The organism is Kitasatospora sp. NPDC093550, from assembly GCF_044764985.1.
Lineage (GTDB): Bacteria > Actinomycetota > Actinomycetes > Streptomycetales > Streptomycetaceae > Kitasatospora.
The window spans coordinates 81,698-105,816 of record NZ_JBIWJF010000012.1; the positions used below are offsets into that span (position 1 = coordinate 81,698).

The 24,119-nt window shown below is 73.5% G+C and carries 13 protein-coding genes; 5 read left to right on the forward strand and 8 right to left on the reverse strand.

Features of this window, described 5'->3' with window-relative positions; translation table 11 throughout:
• Nucleotides 1–49 precede the first annotated feature (49 nt).
• Nucleotides 50–3,982, reverse strand: a complete 3,933-nt coding sequence (locus ACIRD3_RS20540) for a beta-N-acetylglucosaminidase domain-containing protein (RefSeq protein ID WP_402218465.1) — start codon at nt 3,980–3,982, stop codon at nt 50–52.
• Nucleotides 3,983–4,286: 304 nt separating this feature from the next.
• Between ACIRD3_RS20540 and ACIRD3_RS20545 the strand changes: the two genes are divergently transcribed.
• The gene (locus ACIRD3_RS20545; protein WP_402218467.1) at nt 4,287–6,497 is read left to right on the forward strand and encodes a 4-alpha-glucanotransferase; all 2,211 of its coding nucleotides are present in this window, start codon (nt 4,287–4,289) and stop codon (nt 6,495–6,497) included.
• A 117-nt stretch (nt 6,498–6,614) separates the two neighbouring features.
• A complete protein-coding gene (locus ACIRD3_RS20550; RefSeq protein ID WP_402218468.1) occupies nt 6,615–6,842 on the forward strand; it encodes a hypothetical protein in 228 nt (75 codons plus the stop codon).
• A gap of 182 nt (nt 6,843–7,024) precedes the next feature.
• Here the strand turns inward: ACIRD3_RS20550 and pepN are convergent, their stop codons facing one another.
• Together pepN and ACIRD3_RS20560 are read right to left on the reverse strand one after the other, a co-directional pair.
• The gene (gene pepN / locus ACIRD3_RS20555) at nt 7,025–9,604 is read right to left on the reverse strand and encodes an aminopeptidase N (RefSeq protein ID WP_402218471.1); all 2,580 of its coding nucleotides are present in this window, start codon (nt 9,602–9,604) and stop codon (nt 7,025–7,027) included.
• Nucleotides 9,605–9,764: 160 nt separating this feature from the next.
• The gene (locus ACIRD3_RS20560; protein WP_402218472.1) at nt 9,765–11,405 is read right to left on the reverse strand and encodes a PQQ-binding-like beta-propeller repeat protein; all 1,641 of its coding nucleotides are present in this window, start codon (nt 11,403–11,405) and stop codon (nt 9,765–9,767) included.
• 566 nt (nt 11,406–11,971) lie between these two features.
• On the opposite strand from ACIRD3_RS20560, the gene ACIRD3_RS20565 reads away from it, so the two are divergent.
• From ACIRD3_RS20565 to ACIRD3_RS20575, 3 genes are all read left to right on the forward strand, one after another.
• Complete coding sequence (locus tag ACIRD3_RS20565) at nt 11,972–13,150, forward strand: ROK family protein (RefSeq protein WP_402218475.1); 1,179 nt, start codon at nt 11,972–11,974, stop codon at nt 13,148–13,150.
• Between the two features lie 290 nt (nt 13,151–13,440).
• The gene (gene dxs / locus ACIRD3_RS20570) at nt 13,441–15,345 is read left to right on the forward strand and encodes a 1-deoxy-D-xylulose-5-phosphate synthase (protein ID WP_402218477.1); all 1,905 of its coding nucleotides are present in this window, start codon (nt 13,441–13,443) and stop codon (nt 15,343–15,345) included.
• Between the two features lie 149 nt (nt 15,346–15,494).
• Nucleotides 15,495–17,021, forward strand: a complete 1,527-nt coding sequence (locus ACIRD3_RS20575; protein WP_402218479.1) for an ArnT family glycosyltransferase — start codon at nt 15,495–15,497, stop codon at nt 17,019–17,021.
• 168 nt (nt 17,022–17,189) lie between these two features.
• On the opposite strand, the gene ACIRD3_RS20580 is transcribed toward ACIRD3_RS20575, so the two are convergent.
• From ACIRD3_RS20580 to ACIRD3_RS20600, 5 genes are all read right to left on the reverse strand, one after another.
• Nucleotides 17,190–19,337, reverse strand: a complete 2,148-nt coding sequence (locus ACIRD3_RS20580) for a 3-hydroxyacyl-CoA dehydrogenase NAD-binding domain-containing protein (protein WP_402218481.1) — start codon at nt 19,335–19,337, stop codon at nt 17,190–17,192.
• Nucleotides 19,338–19,339: 2 nt separating this feature from the next.
• A complete protein-coding gene (locus ACIRD3_RS20585; protein ID WP_402218484.1) occupies nt 19,340–20,557 on the reverse strand; it encodes a thiolase family protein in 1,218 nt (405 codons plus the stop codon).
• 230 nt (nt 20,558–20,787) lie between these two features.
• On the reverse strand, nt 20,788–22,038 hold the full coding sequence (locus ACIRD3_RS20590; RefSeq protein ID WP_402218486.1) for an HRDC domain-containing protein: 1,251 nt from the start codon (nt 22,036–22,038) through the stop codon (nt 20,788–20,790).
• Nucleotides 22,039–22,227: 189 nt separating this feature from the next.
• Nucleotides 22,228–22,947, reverse strand: coding sequence for a LuxR C-terminal-related transcriptional regulator (locus ACIRD3_RS20595; RefSeq protein ID WP_402218489.1), 720 nt, complete (start codon nt 22,945–22,947; stop codon nt 22,228–22,230).
• Between the two features lie 320 nt (nt 22,948–23,267).
• Nucleotides 23,268–23,930 (reverse strand): DUF3000 domain-containing protein, encoded by a 663-nt coding sequence (locus tag ACIRD3_RS20600; RefSeq protein ID WP_402218491.1) that lies wholly within the window; start codon nt 23,928–23,930, stop codon nt 23,268–23,270.
• Nucleotides 23,931–24,119 lie beyond the last annotated feature (189 nt).

The window sequence follows — 24,119 nt, forward strand, 5'->3', positions numbered from 1 at the left end:
CACCGGGCTCGGCCCACGGGCCCCGGCACCCCGTCCCTCCGTACCGCTCCTACTGCTTCGGCGTCGCCGCGGGCGGGGCCGCCGGCGCACCCGCCGCACCGCCCGGCTGAGCGGGCTGGCCGACCGGTGGCTGGGGCTGGGCCGGCGGGGTCACCGCGTACAGCTCGACCCCCCACAGCGAGTAGCCGTACTTGGTCGCCCGCGCCACGCCCTGGACCCGGACGAACCGGACCCCGGGAGCGTCGAAGCGGACCGTCTCGTCGCCGCCCTTGCCGTTGTCCACCGTCGCCGCGTCGGTCCAGGAGTTCCCGTCCGCCGAGACCTGGATCTTGTACGAGGAGGCGTACGCGGCCTGCCAGTGCAGTACCGCCGCGCCCAGCCTGGTCGCCTGCGGCAGCTCCAGCCGCACCCAGGCGTCGTCCTTGGCCGGGGAGGACCAGCGGGTCTTCGGGTCGCCGTCGGTGACCGCGGAGGCCGGGAAGTTCGCCGTCTCGTCGCCAGAAGAGGTGGCCTTGGCACCGAGCGCCAGGTCGGCCCCGCCGGTGGGCGGCACCACGTGCACCTGGAGCAGCTGCTTGACGGCGGTCGTCCCGGCCACGAACTGCACCGGCACCTGGTACGTCCCGGACGGCGTGCCGGGTGCGGCGGCGACGAGCAGCGGTACGCCGACCCGGCCGCCGCGCGGCACGGTCACCGGGCCGGCCGGGGTCACGGTCAGGCCCTTGGCGGCGGCCGGCACCTCGGCGCGCAGTTCGCCGGTGGTGCCCTCGGGGCGGCCGGCCTCCACGGTGGCCCGGGTCTGGACGGGCGAGGACGCGCCGGTGACCACGTCCAGGGCCGGGTCGGAGAGGCTGAGCCGGGCCGCCGGGGCGTCCGCATACCAGGGGATGACCTGGTTGACCACGGGCGGGTCGCCGCCGGGCTTCCAGGTCAGCCGGAACGCGTCGGCCACCAGTCCGCCGGCCGGCAGCTCGTTGTAGCCGGGCTGCACGGTGCCGATGTCCGCCCAGGTCCCGTCGGCCCGGCGCACCGCGACGGTCGCGGTGGCGCGCACGCCCGGGTCGGTCAGCACGGTGAGCCGGTCCAGCGGACGGGCGGCGCCGAGCTCGACGGTGAGCGGCTGGTCCTGCGCGGTCGGCGGCTTGGCGGCCCGGTACGCGGTGTCCGGGTTGCCGTCCAGCACGGCGGCGGCGGAGGAGCCGGGCAGCGCGTCCGGCCCGCCGGTGACGGCGGCGGGGGAGTCGTCCGGGGCGCTGACGGTGAACTCGCGCACCGCGACGGCGGTCTTCTGCGCGGCGGTGGCCCGCAGCCGCACGCCGCGGACGAGGGTGCCCGGCGGGAGCTGGGCGCTGACCGTCTTCTGGTTCTTGACCACGGCGAGCTGCTTCCAGCCGCCCTCGCCGGTGGAGTACTCCAGCACGCCGTCGCGGATGTAGTCGTCCGCGGCGGTGCGGGCGTCCGGGCCGTTGCCCCAGCCGCCCATCAGCACGGTGACGCCGCTGACCGGGCGCCCGGCGCCGAGGTCCAGGCCGACCGTGTCGCCGGGCTGCGGGGGAGCGGAGCTCCAGTAGAAGGTGTCCGCCACGCCGTCGGTCATCAGCCCGGGCAGGTGGTCCTGGGCGGTGCCCATGCTGGTGGTCGCGGTGACTCCGCCGCTGACCACGCCCGCCCAGGTGTCGGCGGCCCGGACGGCCCGCTCCAGGAACGGGCCGAGCACGCCGGTGCCGATGGTGGCCGGGGCCCGGTCGAGCTGTTCGCGCAGCCGGTTGAGCTCCACCCGGGCCTTCCAGGCCGCGGTGCCGTCGCCGCCGTGCTGGGCCAGCAGCATGTTCAGCGCCGCCTGCCCGGCCAGCCCGTAGTCGCGCAGCGGGCCGAGCCAGGGCGCGGCCTCGCCGGCCAGCTGGGCGGTGGCCGGGGTGCCGGCCAGGGTCTGCTGGGCGCTGGCCATCGCGGCGAAGGCCTCCCGCAGCGGGCCGGCGGCCTCTATCAGCTTGGCGAGGTCGGGGGCCGCACCGGAGGTGGGCTCGGCGGCGGCCCAGAACTTGTCGAGCAGCGGCGTCAGGTAGCCGGACTCCTGCTTGGACAGCGGCGAGGAGACGCTGTTGCCGGCCAGCGCGGTGACGGCGGGCAGGGCCGCCCCGGCGGGCGTCGCGGCGGCGCCGGTCGGCCCGGCCAGCGAGCGCACGGCGGCCTGCCAGGACTCGTCCGGCTTGTAGCCGAGCGGGTTCCAGGCGTAGTCGCCGGCCGTGGCGATGGCTATCCGGGAGGCCACCGGCTGCTGCATCGCACCGGTGACCATCACCGCCGAGCGGGTGGCCACCCCCGGGTCGCGTCCGGTGTAGGCGCCGAGGAAGAGCCGGTCCGGGCTGGCGTCGTTGACCGGGTAGTTGTCCATGGTGACCAGCGGGTGCCCGTACAGGTCGGCGGTGTCGGAGGCCTGCGCGGCGGTGATCTTCTCCGGGATCACGCCGACCCCGCTCCAGGCCACCTGCACGCCGTCCGGCAGCGCCGCGGCGAGGGCCTTGCGGTACGGCGTGGCGCCCTGCTGGTGGTACTCGGTCGGGACGACGGACAGCGGCGCCAGGCCCGGGTTCCTGGCGATCAGCCGGTCCTGCACCTTCTTCACCAGCGCGGCCTGGGCCTTGGCGGCCGCGGCGGGCCCGGTGCCGAACTCGTCCCGGTCGTCGTCGCAGTGCCACTCGTCGTAGCTGACGTCCAGGAACTGCAGCTGGAAGGCGGTGAAGCCGAGCTTGCGCAGCCCGTCCAGCTTGGCCACCAGCGCGTCGGCGTCCTTGCCGGAGCTGTAGCAGAGGGACTGCCCCGGGTCGATGGCGTAGCCGAGGGTGACGTGGTTGCGGCGCGCCCGGTCGGCGAGTTCGCGCAGCTCGTCGGCCTGGGCGGCGGGGTAGGCGTTGCGCCAGCGGGAGAGCCGGTACGGGTCGTCACCGGGGGCGTAGAGGTAGAAGTTCTGCTTGGAACGGCCGAGGAAGTCGACCTGGTCGAGCCGCTGCTGCGCGGTCCACGGGGTGCCGTAGAAGGCCTCGGCGGTGCCGCGCACGGCCGCGCCGGTCGGCCAGTCCCGCAGGGTGATGCCGGGCAGGCCGAGCCCGGTCGCGCCCGCCGCCTGCCCCTGGCCGGCGGGTACGGCGGCCAGCAGCTGGCGCAGGCTCTGCGCGGCGTAGAAGGTCCCGGTGGTGTCGGTGCCGGCCAGCACCACGGCGCCGTACGTCCCGCCGCCCTGCGCGGGCAGCTGACCGGCCGACAGCACGTACCCGCCGGGGGCCATCCCCGCGGTCGAGGGCGCGCCGCCGTCCTTGCCGCCGGCCGCGGCGGACAGCTGACGCAGTACCCGGTCCACCTCGCCGTCGGCACCCTCGGAGGGGCCGCCGACGTACACCACCAGCGCGCCGGCGGCGGGCGTCCCGCCGTCCGCCTGCGGGGTCACCTCGGTCGCCCCGGCGATGCTCAACACCTCGCGGACGGCCAGCACCGCGCCGATGTCGGCCTTGGGCGAGGCCACCAGCGTCACCGCGCCCGGCACCGTGACCGCCTTGCCCGCCACGGTCTGCTGCTGCGGGCGCGGGAACACCTGGGGGTCGGTCACGCTCCCCAGCGGGGTCTGCGGCGCGGTGCTCACCACGTCCGGCCCCGGCGTCGCCGCGTACGCCGCCGAGGGCAACGGCCCGGCCAGCAGCCCGCCGACCACGGCCGCAGTCGCGACCCCGGCCGCGATCTGCATCGCCCGCCGCCCCGGCCGCCCGGCCGCGCGCTCCGCCCGCACCGAGGCCAGCAGCGGCTCCGTCCCCTTGAGGTCCGCGATCAGCCGGTCCGCCGTCCGGGGCGCCAGTTGACGGCACGTCCGCGCCGTGGCCCGCCGCGCCGCCAACGCCGCCGGATGCTGCAACACCTCCCGCAACGCCGGGCTCTGCTCCAGCTGCGACCTCAGCCGCCGCCCGGCCACAACGGACACTCGGGCTTGCACAGGAGCCTCCTCGCCAGGCCAGAACCACATCGCCCGCCACCCCACCAGCTACCCAACCCGGTGTCAACGCCGCCGACGGCTATGCCGACCTTGTCCCGATTCATCCCGCCGCCCGACCCGCCCCTGACGACCCGTCCGACCGCCCCTGACGTGGAGATCCGTTCGTTCCGGGAGCACCTCCGCCGCTCCGGAGGGCGACGGCGCACCGGCCCGCCGTCGTGTCGCGCAGCGTCGTCGGACGGTTACCCGGGTAGGACTTGGGGAGTTCTGACCGGGCGTAGCCGAGACATCGCAGGAGTCGCGAGTGGCCGCTTACCACGACAGTGACGGAGCCGAGCAGGTACCGGCGCAGGATGCCCCGCCGCCGCCCGCCGAACTGGTCGCGCTGGCGCAGGCGTACGGGGTGGACACCCGGTACCCGGGGCCGGGCGGGCAGTCGGTGGGGGCGCGGACGCTGGTCGCCGTGCTGGCGGCGCTGGGGGTGGCGGCGGGGACGCCCGAGGAGGTGCGGGAGGCGCTGGAGCGTCACCGGGCCGAGCAGCGCGCCCGGTTGCTGCCGCCCACCGTGGTGGTCCGGCAGGGCAGGCGCACCGCGCTGGACGTGCCGGCGGACGCCCGGCTGCGGGTGGAGCTGGAGGGCGGCGGGAGTTGGGAGCTGCCGCGCGGCCACTCGCACTGGCTGCCCGCCGACCTGCCGCTCGGGCGGCACACCCTCAAGGCGGCCTCCCACGGGAGGGAGGCCGAGGCGGCGCTGGTCGTCGCGCCGCAGAAACTGCCCCAACTGCCCGGCCGCAGCTGGGGGTTCCTCGCCCAGCTGTACTCCGTGCTGTCCGACCGCTCCTGGGGCATGGGCGACCTCGGCGACCTCGCCGAGCTGGCCCAGTGGGCGGGCGCAGACCTCGGCGCGGGCTTCGTGCAGATCAACCCGCTGCACGCGGGCCTGCCCGGCAGCCCCTCCGACCCGTCGCCCTACCGCCCGTCCTCCCGCCGCTTCGCCGACCCGGTGCACCTGCGGATCGAGGCCGTCCCCGAGTACGCCTACCTGACCGCGGAGCAACGGCACCTGGCCGAGGACCTGACCCGCCGGGCGGCCAGGCTCCGCGAGGAGGTCCTCGGCCACGACGGCCTGATCGACCGGGACGCCGTCTGGGCGCTCAAGCGCGAGGCCCTGGAGCTGCTGCACGAGGCCCCGCGCGGGCCCGGGCGGCAGGCCGCGTACGAGGCGTTCCGGCGCCGCGAGGGCGAGTGGCTGCGCCGGTACGCCCTGTGGAACGCCCTGGCGGAGGTGCACGGCAGCGACTGGCACCACTGGCCGAAGGGCCTGCGGCATCCCGAGGGTCACCCGGACGGCTCACACGGCTCACACGGCTCACACGGCTCACACGGCGAGCACATCGAGCACATGGAGCACATCGAGCACGGCGGACACAGCGAGCACATCGAGCAGGCGGAGAAGGAGTTCGCCGACCGCGTCGAGTTCCACGCCTGGCTCGCCTGGCAGGTCGACCAGCAGCTCGCCGACGCCCAGCGCGCCGCCCGCGAGGCCGGGATGGCGGTCGGGCTGATCCACGACCTGGCGGTCGGCGTCCACCCGGACGGCGCCGACGCCTGGGCCCTGCAGGACGTCCTGGCCGGCGGCATCTCGGTCGGCGCCCCGCCGGACGCCTTCAACGCCCACGGCCAGGACTGGGGTCTGCCGCCCTGGCGCCCGGACGCCCTCGCCGAGGCCGGCTACGCCCCGTACGCGGAGCTGCTGCGGGCGACGACGCGGCACGCCGGCGCCCTGCGGATCGACCACGTGATGGGCCTCTTCCGCCTCTGGTGGGTCCCGCAGGGCCACCCGCCCACCGAGGGCGCGTACGTCCGCTACGACGCGGAGGCGATGCTCGGCGTGCTGGCCCTGGAGGCGCACCGGGCCGGGACGGCGGTGATCGGCGAGGACCTGGGCACGGTCGAGCCGGGCGTCCGGGAGGAGCTGGCGGCACGCGGCGTCCTCGGCACCTCCGTCCTCTGGTTCGAGCGGGACTGGCAGGCCGGCGGCGGCATCCTGCCCCCGGACCGCTGGCGGCCCGGCTGCCTGGCCACCCTCACCACCCACGACCTGCCGAGCACCGCCGCCCGGCTCTCCGGCGAGCACGTCGAGCTGCGCCACCGGCTCGGCCTGCTGGCCCGCCCGCTGGGGGAGGAACAGGAGGAGGCGGCGACGGAGCTGGCGGACTGGCGGGCGGAGCTGGACGCGCTGGGGCTGCTCACCCCGGGCGAGCCGCTGTCGATGCCGGTGCTGTACCGCTTCCTGCGGGCGACCCCGGCGGAGCTGGTCGGCGTCTGGCTGCCGGACCTGGTCGGGGACCCGCGCCCGCAGAACCTGCCGGGCACCTGGGACCAGTACCCGAACTGGCGCCTGCCGGTCGCCGACGGCGCCGGGGACCCGGTCACCCTCGACCGTCTCGCCGCCGCCCCCGCCGCCCGCCTGCTCGCCCACCTCCTGGCCCCGCCCGCACCCCGCACCCCCTGACCCCCGGCCGATCCGCGGGCTCCCCTCGGCCGAGCCGCCCGCTGCCCCCGGCCACCCCCACCCCGCCAGGCGGACCCCGACGCGCGCCCTCCCATAAGCGGCGGGTAAGTTGGAAACGTGGACAAGAGGAACGCTTTGCGAGCCGGCGCGGTCTCCGCAACGGTCACGCTGATGATGCTGCTGACGTCGCCCGCCATGGCCTTCACCAGGGACGACGGCGATGACCCCGGTTCCGGCCTGAGCGTGGGCCAGACCCTCGGCCTGTACGTGTTTCTCCCGCTCGTCGCCTTCGCGGTGATCGCCGGTCTGGCCGGCCTGCCGTACGGCAAGGGCAAGAAGAAGTAACCACCCCGCGCGACAACGCACCACGCGTCCACCCGGACCCGAGCACGAAGAGTCCACCCGGACCCGAGCACGAGAGTCCACCCGGACCCGCACGACCCCGAAGGGGCGCCGGACGATCCCGTCCGACGCCCCTTCCGGCTATCCGCGGCTATCCGCAGTCGTCCGCGGCACCCGGTACGGCGTCAGCGCCCGCCCGCCGCACGGTCGGCCGCCTGGGCCTTGAGCGCGCGCTCGATCCCGGCCCGCGCCTCGACGACCTGCCGCCGCAGCGCCGGCGCCGGCTCGGCCGAGGCCAGCCACGCGTCCGTCGCGTCCAGCGTCTCCTGGGTCACCTGCAGCGCCGGGTACAGCCCGACGATGATCTGCTGCGAGATCTCGTGGCTGCGGGTCTCCCAGATGCCCTTGACCGCCGCGAAGTACTTCGCCGCGTACGGCGCGAGCAGCTCGCGCTGGTCGGACTGCTGGAAGCCGGAGATCACCGCTTCCTGGACGTAGTTCGTCAGCTTGTCGGACTCGACGACCGACGCCCAGGCCTCCGCCTTGGCCGCGGCGGTCGGCCGGGCCGCGCGGCAGGAGGCCGCGTGCTCCTGGCCGGCCGCGGTGTTGTCCCGCTCCAGCTCGGCGGCGATCTCGGCCTCGTCGGCCCGGCCGGTGGCCGCGAGCCGGGTGAGCAGCGTCCAGCGCAGCTCGGTGTCCACGGCGAGGCCCTTGATCTCGACCGAGCCGTCCAGCAGCCCGGCGAGCAGGCCGAGCTGCCCGTCGGTGCGGGCGACCGCGGCGAGGGTGCGGGCCCAGGCCAGCTGGTGGTCGCTGCCGGGCGCGGCGGCGCGCAGGAACTCCTCGGCGGCGGCGGCCCAGCGGGCGAGGCCCTGCTCGCGCCAGTCCGGGTCGGCGTAGGCGTCGAGGGCGAGCTTGACCTGGCGCTGCACGGACTGCACCACGCCGATGTCGGACTCGCGGCCGAGGCCGGACAGCGCGAGCGACAGGTAGTCGCGGGCGGCGAGTTCGCCGTCCCGGGTCATGTCCCAGGCGGAGGCCCAGCACAGCGCGCGGGGGAGCGAGTCGTCGAAGCCGCCGAGGTGCTCGGTGACGACGGCCAGGGAGTCCTCGTCCAGCCGGATCTTGGCGTAGGTGAGGTCGTCGTCGTTCAGCAGCACGACGGCCGGGCGGTGACGTCCGACCAGCTCCGGCACCTCGGTGCGCGGGCCGTCGACGTCCAGCTCGATCCGGTCGGTGCGCACCAGCGCGTCGCCGTTCAGCTCGTACAGGCCGATCGCGATGCGGTGCGGCCGCAGCACGGCCTCGCCCTTGGCGCCGGCGGGCAGCGCGGGGGCGTCCTGCAGCACGGCGAAGGACTCGATCTCCCCGTCGGTGTTCAGCACCACGGACGGCCGCAGCACGTTGATGCCGGCGGTCTCCAGCCAGGCCTTGGACCAGGTCTTGAGGTCGCGTCCGCTGGACTCCTCCAGGGCGCCCAGCAGGTCGCTGAGCCGGGTGTTGCCCCAGGCGTGGCGCTTGAAGTAGGCCCGCACGCCCTCGAAGAAGGCGTCCTGGCCGACGTAGGCCACCAGCTGCTTGAGCACCGAGGCGCCCTTGGCGTAGGTGATGCCGTCGAAGTTGACCTGGACGTCCTCCAGGTCGTTGATCTCGGCCATGATGGGGTGGGTGGACGGCAGTTGGTCCTGCCGGTAGGCCCAGGTCTTCATCTGGTTGGCGAAGGTGGTCCACGAGTGCGGCCACTTGGAGCCGGGGGCCTCGGCCTGGCAGACGGCCTCGGCGAAGGTCGCGAAGGACTCGTTCAGCCAGAGGTCGTTCCACCACTCCATGGTGACGAGGTCGCCGAACCACATGTGGGCGAGCTCGTGCAGGATCGTCGCGGCACGGGCCTCGTAGGCGGCGTCGGTGACCTTGGAGCGGAACACGTACTGGTCGCGCAGGGTGACGGCGCCCGCGTTCTCCATCGCGCCGGCGTTGAACTCCGGGACGAAGAGCTGGTCGTACTTCGGGAACGGGTACGGGAAGTCGAACTTCTCCTGGAAGTAGTCGAAGCCCTGCTTGGTGACCTCGAAGACGGCCTCCGGGTCCAGGAACTCGCGCAGCGAGGGCCGGCAGTAGACGCCCAGCGGCACCTTCTGCTCGCCGTTCTCGTAGCTGTCGAAGACACCGACGTACGGGCCGGCGATCAGCGCGGTGATGTAGCTGGAGATCCGGCCGGTGGGTTCGAACGTCCAGGTCTGGGTGTCGCCGTCGCCGACCGGGGTCGGGGTCGGCGAGTTGGAGACCACGACCCAGCCCTTCGGGGCGTGCACGGTGAACGCGAACGCGGCCTTCAGGTCGGGCTGTTCGAAGGTGGCGAAGACCCGGCGGGCGTCCGGCACCTCGAACTGGGTGTACAGGTAGGTCTCGCCGTCGACCGGGTCGACGAACCGGTGGAGACCCTCACCGGTGTTGGTGTACGCGCAGTCGGCGACGATCCGCAGTTCGTTCTCGGCGGCCAGGCCGGGCAGCGGGATGCGGCTGTCGGCGAAGCTCGCCGGGTCGAGCGACACGCCGTTGAGCGTGATCTCCTCGACGCTCGGGGCGACCAGGTCGATGAAGGTGTCCGCGCCGGGCGTGGTGGCGGTGAACCGGACCACGGTGGTGGACCGGAAGGTGCCGCCCTCGCGGGCCGAGCCCAGGTCGAGCTCGATGTCGTAGGCGTCCACGCGGAGGAGATCGGCCCTGGTACGGGCCTCCTCGCGGGTCAGGTTTGTGCCGGGCACTCGCTGCACTCCTTTGTCGGGCTGATGGTGCGAATCCTCCCACGCCCAACGAACCGGCCCGCCGAAAAATCACAGGCGGGGCGGGCACGGGCCGTTCGCCCGTACCCGCCCCGCCCGCGCGCTGTCGCGACGAGGGGTCACACCCCCGGCGCCCCCGGCGTCACTTCTTCCACTTGGTCAGCGGACCCTCGGTGGAGCTGTAGCGGCGGAAGGCGTACATCGCGCTGCCGTCGTCCGAGAGGACGTACTCGGAGGTGCTGGAGACGATGTCCAGGCCGTTCGACATCGCGATGGTGCCGATGTCGGTCATCGACCCGTCGGTCGGCGAGAGGGTCACCAGCCGGGCCGGCTTGTCGTAGCCCTGCTCGACGACGGCGCGGACCTTGCCGTCCTTGTCGGTGCCGGACACCAGGCGCATGTCGTTGCCGGACGACGACGTGGTGGCCGCCCACAGCCGCTTGCCGGTGTTCAGGTCGTAGGCGTTGATGCCCGGCTTGGTGCCGCTGACCTGGACGTACAGCGTGGAACCGCTGACCACGTTCCGGGTGACGGCCTCGTCCTGGCCGGACAGGCGCAGGCTGTCCGAGCCGGGCTCCTTGACGGACATCTGGGTGCCCGGCTTGTTGTCCTTGTCGAACGGCAGGACGTAGTCGCCCTGCGGGCCGTTGGACATCAGCAGGACGAGCGGCTTGTCCGAGACGACCTGGTCGACCTCTTCGATGGAGCCGGTCAGGGTGATCGGCGTGCTGGCCGCGGCGCCCGAGTCGGCGTTGACGATGACCAGCTGCGACTTGGGGCCGCTGGTGCCGTAGCAGCGGTCGCTGACCGCGATCTGGGGGCCGGCCACGCGGCCGTGCAGGCTGCAGGACTTGTCGCGCGGCTGGTACTGCCAGGCCGGCTGGCCGGTGGCGATGTTCAGCGCGCCGACCGCGTTGCCGCCGACGGCGACGACGTTCTCGGTGACGCCCAGGGTCGGCGAGGACATCCGGTCGGCCGAGACCTTGACGCTCCAGAGCAGCTTGCCCTGGTTGAGGTCGACGGCGCCGACGGTCGAGCAGTCGCTGTCACCGGTGTTGAAGGAGACGGCGGCGATGCCCTTGGAGTTGGACGCGTACGAGGCGGTGCACAGCTCCTTGCTGCCGGCCGGGACGGGGATCGTCCAGGCCTCCTTGCCGTCCGTCAGGTTGTAGGCCTTGATGCCGCTGCTGTCGACGCGGACGGCGGTCTTGTCGGTGCCCCAGACGCCGAGCAGCTGGTTCGAGCTGTCCGCGTTGGCACCCTTGGCGGCGCTCCAGGCGACGTTGAAGGTCGCGCCCTTCGGGCCGGGGCCGGGAACCGGGGTGGTGCTGCCGTCCGGGCCGGTGCTGATGGCGATCGGGCCCGGGGTCGGGGGCGCCGGGTCGTCCTTGAGCAGCACGACCAGGGCGACCACGATCGCGATCGCCAGCACGCCGCCGATGATCCCGCCCCACAGCATCACGGGGTTGCGCTGCTTGGGCGCGGTGGGAGCGCCGGGGTAGCTGTACCCGGGCTGCTGCGGGTAGTTGTAGCCGCCGGTGTTGTACCCCTGCCCCGCGTCGGCGCCGTACGGGGCGCCGGGCATCGGGTCGTACGGACCGACCGGCGCGCCGGCCGGGGGCGGCGGGGCCTGCGCGGGGAAGCCGCCGGCCGCGGTCGGCGCGTACGCGGCGTACTCGGCGCTGCCGACGGGCGGCTGCCCGGGCGGTGCGGGCGGCTGCGCGGGCGGCGGCCCGGCGGGGGCGGCCGGGCCCGGGACGGCCGAGCCGTCGAGCTGCGTCATCTGGTCCGCTACGGCGGCCGGATCCACACCGCCGCCTGGCGGACGTCCGAACGAGACGCCCCGGTTGTCCTGCGGACCGCTGCCGGGCGTTTCGCCCGCCCCCGGCGTAGGGTGATCCCCTGCCATCTGATTCCCCGTCATGTCTGGATGCGTCCCCCTGCCGGTACCGTCCACGGTTCCGATGGGACGGGTGGAAGTGGGCACCATGCTAGTGGTGCGTGGTTTTCGGCCGCCGCCAGGACCGCCGAACCCCGTCCCCGCAGGTCCCGGCCGCGCAACACTTTCACCCCCCGATCACCCGGCCCCCACCCCCGACACCGCGGCGTGACCGGCCGTCGGCGCCCGCCCCCTCCCTCCCGTGCGCGTCGCGCCGCCACCGCACCCCCTCGGCGGCTCTGCCTCCGGTTCGCGTCGCGCCGCCACCCCGCCCCCTCGGCGCCCCTCACCCGCGGACCCCTCCCCACCCGTCCGCCCCCTTCGGCGCCCCCTCCCCGGTCCCCTGGCCGTACCCTTCAGGAATTGAAGGGGCGCCCGGCGTAGGGTTCCCCGCCCTGGGAGGGTGGATCATGTCGACGGACACACCGGGCTCGCAGTCGTCCCTGCACCGGGCGAACCTGGAGCGGGTGCTGCGCGCGGTGCGGATGGCCGGCTCGCTGACCCAGGCCGAGATCGCCCGCGGCACCGGCCTCTCCGCCGCCACCGTGTCCAACATCGTGCGGGAGCTGAAGGAGAGCGGCACCGTCGTGGTCGCCGACACCTCCTCCGGCGGCCGGCGCGCCCGCAGCGTCTCGCTCAGCGGCGACGCCGGCATCGTGGTGGGCATCGACTTCGGCCACACCCACCTGCGGGTCGCGGTCGGCAACCTGGCGCACCGGGTGCTGGCCGAGGAGAGCGCCCCGATCGACGTGGACGTCTCCGCCCAGCAGGGCTTCGACCGGGCGGAGGCGATGGTCGAGCGGCTGCTGGCGCAGGCCGGGTTCCGCCCGGACAAGGTGATCGGCGTCGGCCTCGGCGTGCCCGGCCCGATCGACGTGGAGACCGGGGCGCTGGGGTCCACCGCGATCCTGCCCGGCTGGACGGGCATCGCCCCCGGCCGGGAGCTGGGCGAGCGGCTCGGCATGCCGGTGCACGTGGACAACGACGCCAACCTCGGCGCGCTCGGCGAGCTGGTCTGGGGCGCCGGCCGCGGTCTGAGCGACCTCGCGTACATCAAGATCGCCAGCGGTGTCGGTGCCGGCCTGGTGGTGAACGGCCAGATCTACCGCGGTCCGGGCGGTACGGCGGGTGAGATAGGGCACATCACCCTGGACGAGGCCGGGCCGGTCTGCCGCTGCGGCAACCGCGGCTGCCTGGAGACCTTCGTCGGCTCCCGCTACCTGCTCTCCCTGCTGACCTCCACCCTCGGCCCGGACCTCACGCTGCCCCGGGTGGTCGAGCTGGCCCACCAGGGCGACCTCGGCTGCCGCCGGGTGATCGCCGACGCCGGCCGGCAGATCGGCACCGGCGTCGCGACCCTGTGCAACCTGCTCAACCCGCGCCGGGTGATCCTCGGCGGCGACCTCGCCGAGGCCGGTGAGCTGGTGCTCGCCCCGATCCGCGACTCGGTGGCCCGTTACGCCATCCCCAGTGCCGCCCGCCAGCTGTCGGTCGTCCCGGGCACCCTCGGCGGCCGGGCCGAGGTGCTCGGCGCGCTGGCCCTGGTGATGAGCGAGATGGGCGAGTCCGGCGCCCTGGGCCGTGCCTAGCACCGTCGCGACCGCACCGCCGCGGCACCGGCTCCGCCGCCGCCGGCGCGGCCGCGGCGTGAAGACGGTCGAACGCGCGTACGTCAACCCGGCGTGACCCGCACCCCCTGGCCGACCTCCGGGAATGGCGGTGACCGAACGGTGGCACCGGGCGCGCCGCTCGGTGTCCGGCAAGCGGACATTAGACTCGACCGGTCGGCATCGGCCGCGACCGTCGGCCTGCCGCCGGACCGGGCAGCGACGCCCGTCGGACCGCCCACGGTCCGCGAACACTGAACGAGGAGGAACGGGTGGCCCTGCTGACCCGCATTCGGGGACCGCGCGATCTCGACCGGCTCACGCCCGGACAGCTGGCCGCACTGGCCCAGGAGATCCGGACCTTCCTGGTGACCGAGGTCTCCAAGACGGGCGGCCACCTCGGCCCCAACCTCGGCGTGGTGGAGCTCACCATCGCGCTGCACCGGGTCTTCGACTCGCCGCGCGACCGCATCCTCTTCGACACCGGTCACCAGAGCTACGTCCACAAGCTGCTCACCGGCCGCCAGGACTTCTCGCAGCTGCGGATGAAGGGCGGCCTGTCCGGCTACCCGTCCCGCGCCGAGTCCGAGCACGACGTGATCGAGAACTCGCACGCCTCCACCGTGCTCTCGTACGCCGACGGCCTGGCCAAGGCCAACCAGCTCCGGGGCAAGAACGACCCGGTGGTCGCCGTCATCGGCGACGGTGCGCTCACCGGCGGCATGGCCTGGGAGGCGCTCAACAACATCGCCGACGCCAAGGACCGCCCGGTCGTCATCGTCGTCAACGACAACGAGCGCTCGTACTCCCCGACCATCGGCGGCCTGGCCAACCACCTCGCCACCCTGCGCACCACCCAGGGCTACGAGCGCTTCCTGTCCTGGGGCAAGGACGCGCTGCAGCGCACCCCGGTGGTCGGCCAGCAGCTGTTCGAGACGCTGCACGGCGCCAAGAAGGGTCTCAAGGACTTCATCGCCCCGCAGGGCATGTTCGAGGACCTCGGCCTCAAGTACATCGGCCCGATCGACGGCCACGACCTGACCGCCCTGGAGTCCGCGCTGACCAAGGCGCGCGGCTTCGGCGGCCCGGTGATCGTGCACTGCCTCACCGAGAAGGGCCGCGGCTACCACGCCGCCGAGAACAACGACGAGGACCGCTTCCACGCGGTCGGCGTGATCCACCCGGAGACCGGCCTGCCGATCAAGAGCGCGGGCAAGGACTGGACGTCCGTCTTCGCCGAGGAGATGGTCGCGCTCGGCCACGAGCGCGAGGACATCGTCGGCATCACCGCCGCCATGCTGCACCCGGTCGGCCTGGCCCCCTTCGCGGAGACCTTCCCGGACCGCATCTTCGACGTCGGCATCGCCGAGCAGCACGCCGTCACCAGCGCGGCCGGCCTGGCCACCGGCGGCCTGCACCCGGTCTTCGCGGTCTACGCGACGTTCCTGAACCGGGCCTTCGACCAGGTCCTGATGGACGTCGCCCTGCACAAGCTGGGCGTCACCTTCGTGCTGGACCGGGCCGGCGTCACCGGTACCGACGGCGCCTCGCACAACGGCATGTGGGACATGTCGATCCTGCAGGTGATCCCGACCCTGCGACTGGCCGCCCCGCGCGACGCCGACCAGCTGCGCGCCCAGCTGCGCGAGGCCGTCGAGGTCGAGGACGCCCCGACCGTGGTCCGCTACTCCAAGGGCACGGTCGGCCCGGCCGTCGCCGCGGTCGGCCGGATCGGCGGCATGGACGTGCTGCGCGCCGCCGAGGAGGCCTCCGGCGCCCACCGCGCCGACGTGCTGATCGTCTCGGTCGGCGCGATGGCCCCCACCAGCCTGGAGGTCGCCGACCTGCTGGCGGCCCGGGGCATCACCGCCACCGTGGTGGACCCGCGCTGGGTCAAGCCGGTGGACCCGGCCCTGCCGGGCCTGGCCGCCGAGCACCGGGTCGTCGTCACGATCGAGGACAACGGCCGGGTGGGCGGTGTCGGCGCCGCCGTGGCGCAGGCCCTGCGGGACGCGGACGTGGACCTTCCGGTGCGCGACTTCGGCATCCCGCAGGAGTTCCTGGACCACGCGAGCCGGGCCGAGATCCTGGCCGAGATCGGCCTGAACGCCCCGGACATCGCCCGCAGGGTGACGGCCCTGGTGGCCAGCCTGGACGCGGCGCCGGTCGACGCCTGACCGAGGCGGGGCCGGCCGGGGTCGTGCCCCGATCGCCGACGGCCTTTCGTCCCGACGTCGTCACAGTTCGTCACGAAACAAGCCGACAATCCCACTGAATGGCGGGACCGGCGCCACCAGCGCCGATCCCGCCCGGTAGGTTGTCAACCGTGCCGACCCCCACCCGCCTCCGCCCCGCCGGACCGGCCGAGCGCCTGCCCGAGCGCGTCCGTACCCACCTCCGCAACGGGTACTGGACCAGGCTGGTGCCGGTTCTCGCACTGGTCGCGCTGATCACCCACATCCCGTCCTTCGCCCGGCCCGTCTGGAGTCCGGACGAGGGCTTCCTGGCCACCCAGGCCCGGATGCTGGCGGACGGCGGGGTGCTGTACGACACCGTGGTGGACCGCAAGCCCCCGCTGCTGCCCTGGCTCTACCAGGCCTGCTTCGCGGTCTTCGGCTCCGCCTCGCTCTGGCCGCTGCGCACCCTGGCCGTGGTGGCCCACCTGGTCACCGCGATCCTGCTGGCCTCGATCGCCCGCGGCCGCTGGGGCAACCGGGCGGGCGCCGGCGCCGGGCTGCTCTACCTGCTGGTCTCCATCGGGCTCTCCCCGGAGGACACCCAGGCGGCGACCTTCGAGGTCTTCATGCTGCCCGCGATGGTGGCCGCCTTCCGGTACGCCGAGCGGCGCCGCTGGCTGGCCGCCGGCATCGCGGTCGCGCTCTGCTCGCTGACCAAGCAGACCGGCGGCGCGGTCCTGCTGCCGGTGCTCTGGATGCTGTTCCAGGACGCCCGCCGCCGCGGGGTGCGCTGGCCGCCCGCGCTGTTCAAGATCGGCTTCGGGTTCATCCTGCCGATAGCGCTGGTCGCGGTGATCCTCACCAAGCCCAAGGGCTTCCTGTTCTGGGTGGTCACCGGCAGCGGCGACTACGCCTCCTTCGGCGGCGCCTGGCTGCAGATGATCGGCCGCGCGCTCGGCAACTCGGCCATCCTGGCGGCGGCCGGCCTGGGCTTCCTGCTCCCGGTCGGGCGCCGGCTCTGGCTCAAGTACCGCCACCGCCCGCTGCCGGTGGCCGGCGAGGAGCACGGCTCGACCGCCGACCTCTGGGTCTGGCTGCTCTCCTCGGTCGTCGCGGTCAGCGTGGGCTTCCACTTCTTCGGCCACTACTACCTGCAGCTGATCCCGCCGCTGGTGCTGCTGGGCACCGGGGCGGTCGCCACCTCGGCGATCCGCTGGAAGCCCGTCCTGGTGTACACCACGGTCGCCGCCACGGTGTTCTGGGGCCTCGCGCTGGCCTGGCCGGGGGAGCGGCTGAACCGCACCACCGAGGTCGCCACCGCCGTCGCCGCCCAGACCACGCCCAAGGACACCGTGCTGGTCTGGGGCATGCACCCCGAGCTGTACTGGCTGGCCGACCGCAAGCCCGCCACCCGCTACCTGACCGCCGGCTTCCTCACCAACTACAGCGGTGGCAAGGACGGCAGCGCCAACGTCGGCGAGCAGTTCAGCGTCTCCAACGCCTGGCAGACCTTCGACAAGGAGCTGGCCAACGGCCTGCCCGAGGTCGTCGTCGACGACTCCGGCATCGCCCCGTACCAGCCCGTGATGGTGCCCCGGATCGAGAACCTGCTGGACACCCACTACGAGATGGTCGGCGTCTTCGCCGACACCGTCGTCTACCGCCTCAAGCACTGAGCCGTCCACCCGGCCCGGCACGCCCGAGCGCCCGAGCGCCCGAGCGCCCGAGCGCCCGAGCGCCCGGGCGCCCGATTCCCCGAGCGCCCGATTCCCCGAGCGCCCGTACACACGGAGGAACCCCGGTGACCACCAGGTCACCGGGGTTCCTCCGTACGGGGCTACGCCTTAGGCGGGCACCGAGGCCACGCCGGGGGCGAGGAACGGCTTGCCGTTCACGCGCTGCGAGATGCCCTCACGGTCCAGGTACGGGGTGATCCCGCCGAGGTGGAAGGGCCAGCCGGCACCGGTGATCATGCAGAGGTCGATGTCCTGCGCCTCGGCGACGACACCCTCCTCCAGCATCAGGCCGATCTCCTGGGCCACGGCCTCCAGGGCGCGGGCGCGGACCTGCTCCTCGGTGAGCACCGAGTCGCCGAAGGTCAGCAGCTCCAGCACCTCCGGGTCGAGGACCTGCTGGCCGTCCGTCCAGGTGTAGAAGCCGCGCTTGCCGGCCTTGACCACCTTGGCGAGGTTCTCGGAGACGGTGAACCGCTCCGGGAAGGCGCCCTGCAGGGTCTCCGAGACGTGCAGCGCGATGGCCGGGCCGACCAGCTCCAGCAGCACGATCGGGGACATCGGCAGGCCGAGCGGCTCGACGGCCTTCTCGACGTCGGCGATCGGGGTGCCCTCGTCGATGATGTTCTGGATCTCGCCCATGAAGCGGGTCAGGATCCGGTTCACCACGAACGCCGGGGCGTCCTTGCACAGCACCGAGGTCTTCTTCAGCTTCTTCGACACGGCGAAGGCGGTGGCCAGCGACGCGTCGTCGGTCTTGTCGCCGCGGACGATCTCCAGCAGCGGCAGGATCGCGACCGGGTTGAAGAAGTGGAAGCCGACGACCCGCTCGGGGTGCTTCAGCTTCGAGGCCATCTCGGTGACCGACAGCGAGGAGGTGTTGGTGGCCAGCACGCAGGTCGGCGAGACCACGTTCTCCAGGTCCGCGAAGACGGTCTGCTTGACGCCCATCTCCTCGAACACGGCCTCGATGACGAAGTCCGCGTCGCCGAAGGCGGCGGCCTTGTCCAGCGAGCCGGAGACCAGGCCCTTGAGGCGGTTGGCCTTGTCCTTGCCGATGCGGCCCTTGGAGAGCAGCTTGTCGATCTCGGCGTGGACGTAGCCGACGCCCTTGTCGACGCGCTCCTGGTCGATGTCGGTGAGGACCACCGGCACCTCCAGACGGCGGGCGAACAGCAGCGCCAGCTGCGAGGCCATCAGACCGGCGCCGACGACGCCGACCTTGGAGACCGGGCGGGCCAGCGACTTGTCCGGAGCGCCGACCGGGCGCTTGGCCCGGCGCTGCACCAGGTTGAAGGCGTAGATGCCGCTGCGCAGCTCGCCGCTCATGATGAGGTCGGCCAGGGCCGCGTCCTCGGCGTCGAAGCCGGCCTGCAGGCTGGCCTTGTCGGCGAGGTCGGCGTCCTTGACGGCGGCGATGATGTCCAGCGCCTTGTAGGCGGCCGGCGCGGCGCCGTGCACCTTGCCGTCCGCGACCAGGCGGCCCCAGGCGACGGCGTCGTCCCAGGCCTTGCCGCGGTCGATCGCCTCGCGCTCGACGACGTGGTCGCCCTTGAGGACCTTGGCGGCCCACAGCAGCGACTGCTCCAGGAAGTCGGCGGGCTCGAAGATCGCGTCGGCGATCCCCAGCTCGAACACGTCCTTGCCCTTGAGCTGCTTGTTCTGGTTCATCGAGTTCTCGATGATGACCTTGACGGCCTTACCGGCACCGATCAGGTTCGGCAGGATGGTGCAGCCGCCCCAGCCGGGGACGAGGCCCAGGAAGACCTCGGGCAGCGAGAAGGCCGGGACGCCCGCCGACACCGTGCGGTAGTCGCAGTGCAGGCCGACCTCGACGCCGCCGCCCATCGCCGCACCGTTGTAGAAGGCGAAGGTCGGGACGGGCAGCGCGGCGATCCGCTTGAAGACCTCGTGGCCGCCCTTGCCGATGGCCAGCGCGTCCGCGTGCTCCTTGAGGAGCTCGACGCCCTTGAGGTCGGCGCCGACCGCGAAGATGAACGGCTTGCCGGTGATCGCGGCACCGACGATCTTGCCCTCGGCGGCCTCGGCCTCGACCTGGTCCAGCGCGGCGGACAGCTTGAGCAGCGAGCCCGGGCCGAAGGTGGTCGGCTTGGTGTGGTCGAAGCCGTTGTCCAGGGTGATCAGGGCCAGCTTGCCGGCCTGCAGCGGCAGGTCCAGGTGGCGCACGTGGGCGGTCGTGACGACCTCGCCCGGGAACAGCTCGGCGCCGTGCTGGAGCAGCTCAGTGGTGTTGCTCATGCTCACTTACCACCCTCGAAGTGCGGGTTCTCCCAGATGATGGTGCCGCCCATGCCGAAGCCGATGCACATCGTGGTGAGGCCGTAGCGGACGTCCGGGCGCTGCTCGAAGCGGCGGGCCAGCTGGTTCATCAGGCGGACGCCGGAGGAGGCCAGCGGGTGGCCGAACGCGATCGCGCCGCCGAACGGGTTGACCCGCTCGTCGTCGTCCGCGATGCCGTAGTGGTCCAGGAAGGCCAGCACCTGGACGGCGAAGGCCTCGTTGACCTCGAACGCGTCGATGTCGTCGATGGTCAGGCCGGCCTTGGCCAGCGCCTTCTCGGTCGCCGGGACGGGGCCGATGCCCATGACCTCGGGCTCGACGCCGGCGAAGGCGTAGGAGACCAGGCGCATCTTGACCGGGAGACCGAGCTCCTCGGCGACGTCCTCGGCGGCCAGCAGCGAGGCGGTGGCACCGTCGTTCAGACCGGCCGAGTTGCCCGCGGTGATGTTGCCGTGCGGGCGGAACGGGGTCTTCAGGCCCGCCAGCGACTCCATCGTGGTGCCCGGGCGCATCGGCTCGTCCACGGTGGCCAGGCCCCAGCCGGTCTCGCCGACCTCGGGGTTGGTGTTGCGGATCGAGATCGGCACCAGGTCGGGCTGGATGTCGCCGTTGGCGTACGCCTTGGCGGCCTTCTCCTGCGAGCGCACGGCGTAGGCGTCGCAGCGCTCCTTGGTGATGTGCGGGAAGCGGTCGTGCAGGTTCTCCGCGGTCATGCCCATGAACAGGGCGGACTCGTCGACCAGCTTCTCGGAGACGAAGCGCGGGTTCGGGTCGACGCCCTCGCCCATCGGGTGGCGGCCCATGTGCTCGACGCCACCGGCCACGACCACGTCGTACGCGCCGAAGGCGATGCCGCCGGCGGTGGTGGTCACGGCGGTCAGCGCACCGGCGCACATGCGGTCGATCGCGTAGCCGGGCACGGACTTCGGCAGGCCGGACAGCAGGGCGGCGGTGCGCCCGATGGTCAGACCCTGGTCGCCGATCTGCGTGGTGGCCGCGATGGCGACCTCGTCGATGCGCTCGACGGGCAGGTTCGGGTTACGGCGCACGAGCTCCCGGATGCACTTGACGACGAGGTCGTCGGCGCGCGTCTCGTGGTAGATGCCCTTCGGGCCGGCCTTGCCGAACGGGGTGCGGACGCCATCGACGAAGACGACGTCCCTCGCGGTACGAGGCACGGGGGCTCTCCTCCCAGGGACCAACATTTGAGGTGGACAGGCTGCCGCCGGCGAAGACCCGAGCGGCGCCGCATCACGGTCATGCTACCGGTCGGTAACCAACCTGCCCAGGCCCCTCGGAAGGTTACGACGGTGTGTCCCGCGACACGTCCGACCAGGAGAGCTCCTCCCGGGGACGACGAAGGGGGTGCCGTCCGTGCGGACGACACCCCCTTCCGGGGTCCTGCGGGTCAGGCCTGGGCCGTGGCGGCGGCGGCCGCGGCGAACGCGGCGGCCACCGACGGCGCCACCAGGTCCACCTGCCACTGCCGGGCACCGAGCCGGCGCAGCGCGGCGGCCACGCCCTCGGGGCTCCGGTCGGCCGGCGGCTCCCAGGAGACCCGCCGGACCAGGTCCGGGGTGATCAGGTTCTCGGCGGGCAGGTTGTGGCGCTCGGCCAGCTCGCTGACCGCGGTGCGCGCGCCGGAGAGCCGGGCGGCGGCCACCGGGTCCTTCTCGGCCCAGGCCCGCGGCGGCGGCGGTCCGTCGTGCGGCGCGGCGGCCGGCGGCAGCTGGGCCTCGGGGATCTCCCGACCGCGCTGCACCGCCGCCAGCCACTGCTCCAGCTGGCGCCGGTGCACCCGCGGACCGAAGCCCTGGACGGCCTGCAGCGCGGCGATGTTCAGCGGCATGGCCAGCGCGGCGTTCACGATCGCGGCGTCGGAGAGCACCCGGCCGGGGGACACGTCCCGCTCCTGCGCCATCCGGTCGCGCGCCAGCCACAGCTCGCGCACCACGGCCAGCTGACGGCGCCGGCGGACCTTGTGCAGCTGCGAGGTGCGCCGCCACGGGTCGGTGCGCGGGGCCGGGCGGGGTGCGGCGGCGATCGCGGCGAACTCCTCCATGGCCCAGCCGAGCTTGCCCTGGGCGTCCAGCTCCTGTTCGAGTGCGTCGCGCAGCTCGACCAGCACCTCGACGTCCAGAGCCGCGTAGCGCAGCCAGGGTTCGGGCAGCGGGCGGGTGGACCAGTCGACCGCCGAGTGCTCCTTGGCCAGGCTCAGGCCGAGCACGTTCTCGGTCATCGGTCCGAGGCCGACCCGGGCGAAGCCGGCGATCCGCCCGGCCAGCTCGGTGTCGAAGAGGCGCCGCGGTCTCATGCCCACCTCGGCCAGGCACGGCAGGTCCTGGGTGGCCGCGTGCACCACCCATTCGGCGTCCGCGAGGACGTCGTTGAGCCCGCTGAGATCGGGGCAGGCGATCGGGTCGATCAGGGCGGAGCCGGAACCCGCGCGACGCAGCTGGATGAGGTAGGCGCGCTGCCCGTAGCGGTAGCCGGAGGCGCGCTCGGCGTCGACGGCGACCGGTCCGGTGCCCGCGGCGAAGGCGGCGATCGTCGCGGCCAGCCCCTCCTCGTCCGCCACGACGGGCGGGATCCCCTCCTTCGGCTCGAGGAGCGGGACCGGGGCTGCTTCTTCTGGGATGGCTGCTACGGCGTCGGTCACCCACCAAGGGTACGACGGTCCTCGCGACCGGGAGTGTTGTCGGACTGGTCAGACAGGTGCTCGCCCGCTCGTGGGGTGGTGCCTCGGGGCGGGGGGGCCGGCCCGTTCACGTCCGGGCTCCGGACGCGGCGCGGCGGCCGACGAGGAAACGTTCCTCCTCGGCCGCCGCGGCGGTCCGGAGCGGTCGGCTCAGTGGATGATTCCGGTGCGCAGCGCGACGGCGACCATCCCGGCGCGGTCGCCGGTGCCCAGCTTGCGGGCGATCCGGGCCAGGTGGCTCTTCACGGTGAGCGCCGACAGACCCATGGCCACGCCGATCGCCTTGTTCGACTGCCCTTCGGCGACCAGCCGCAGTACCTCGACCTCGCGGCCGGACAGCTCGCGGTAGGCGGCCTGCTGCGGGCCCGGCGCGCCGGGGGCTCCGGGGGCGCCCGGGGCACCGGCTGCGGCGCCCGGCATGCCGGGCATCCCGGGGCGGCGCATCCGGCCGGCCAGTCCCGCGGCGCCGAGCGGCAGGCCCGGGCGGCCCGGCATCGCGACGTTCGTCCGGGTGCCGGTGACCACGTAGCCCTTGACGCCGCCGGCCAGCGCGCTGCGGACCGCGCCGATGTCGTCGGCGGCGGACAGCGCCAGGCCGTTGGGCCAGCCCGCGGCGCGGGTCTCGGCGAGGATGGTCAGGCCGGAGCCGTCCGGCAGGTGCACGTCGGCGACGCAGATGTCGCGGGGGGTGGAGACCCGGGGGCGGGCCTCGGCGATCGAGGACACCTCGATCACGTCCCGGACGCCGAGCGCCCACAGGTGACGGGTGACGGTGTTTCGGACGCGGGGATCGGCGATGACCACCATGGCGGTGGGCTTGGTCGGGCGGTAGGCGACCACGTTTGCGGGGTGCTCAAGAAGGACCGACACCAGGCCTCCTGCGGGGAGTGGCGGACGGAACCCCGATGGGGGCGGTCGGAGTGTTCCGCGTTCGGAAAGGGTCACAGTCTGCTTCGGCAGCTACCGTGCCCGGCTTTAGCGAAAGATCACGATCTAGTGAGTAACAATACGGACAAATCGCGCAAATGATTGATGCGACATGCCTGGTATTCGCACAAAATCGATCAGATTCGATGCAGTTCGGTCGGTTCTGACCGGTTAATTGACGCAGAGCGGGTCGGAAGTCACACTCCGTCAGTCCTGGGGGTGGCGTCCGGCCGTCCGGTGCCGTCGGGCCCGGACGCCACCCGTCAGTGCGACCGCGGGCGTCGCCGGGCGGGCATCGGGACCACTCCACCGAGTGACGGCACCTCGGCGGGCCCCTGCGGGGCCGGCGCCGCCGGCGGCAGGCCGGCGCTGATGCAGAGCAGGTCCGCCCACGCCGCCAGGTGCCGCTCGAAACGGCCGTCGGCCGGCGTCCAGGAGGCCCGGATCTCGATCTCGGTCGACGACGGGCGGTCCGCCAGGCCGCCGAAGTACTGGGACGCGCACCTGGTCACCGTGCCGGACGGCTCCGCGTACCCGGCGCCGTGCGCCTGCAGCGCGTCCATCAGCCAGGCCCAGCCGACCTCGCAGAGCATCGGGTCGCCGGCCATCTCCGGCTCCAGCTCGGCCCGGGTCATCGTGACCACCCGGAACTCCCCGTTCCAGGCCTCCTGCCCGGCCGGGTCGTACAGCAGGACCAGTCGGCCGTCCGCCAGCTCCTCGCCGTCCACCTCGACCACGGCGGTCACCGCGAAGGAGTGCGGGGCGAGCCGGCGCGGCGCCGGCGCGGGGGAGAGCTGCACCTCGGGCCGCAGCCGGGCCCCGTCCAGGGCCGCCACGGCAGCCCGGAACTCGCTCGGCGCCCCCTCGCGACCCGTTCCGCCACCTGCTCCGCCACCCTGCGCGGGGTGCCCTCCGACCGCTGCCATGCCCCGAAGACTAGGTCGAGAACCCGGGTTATCGCCGCAACTTCTCTCCCAGCGGCGTGCCGGAACGGCAAACCCGGGCAGATCTTGGAGGAACCGACGAGACCGCCCGGAAGGAGGCCCCCGGGACGCGTGCGAAGATTTGACGCGTGAGCGAGACTACGGCAGACACGACGGCGGCCACGAACGACG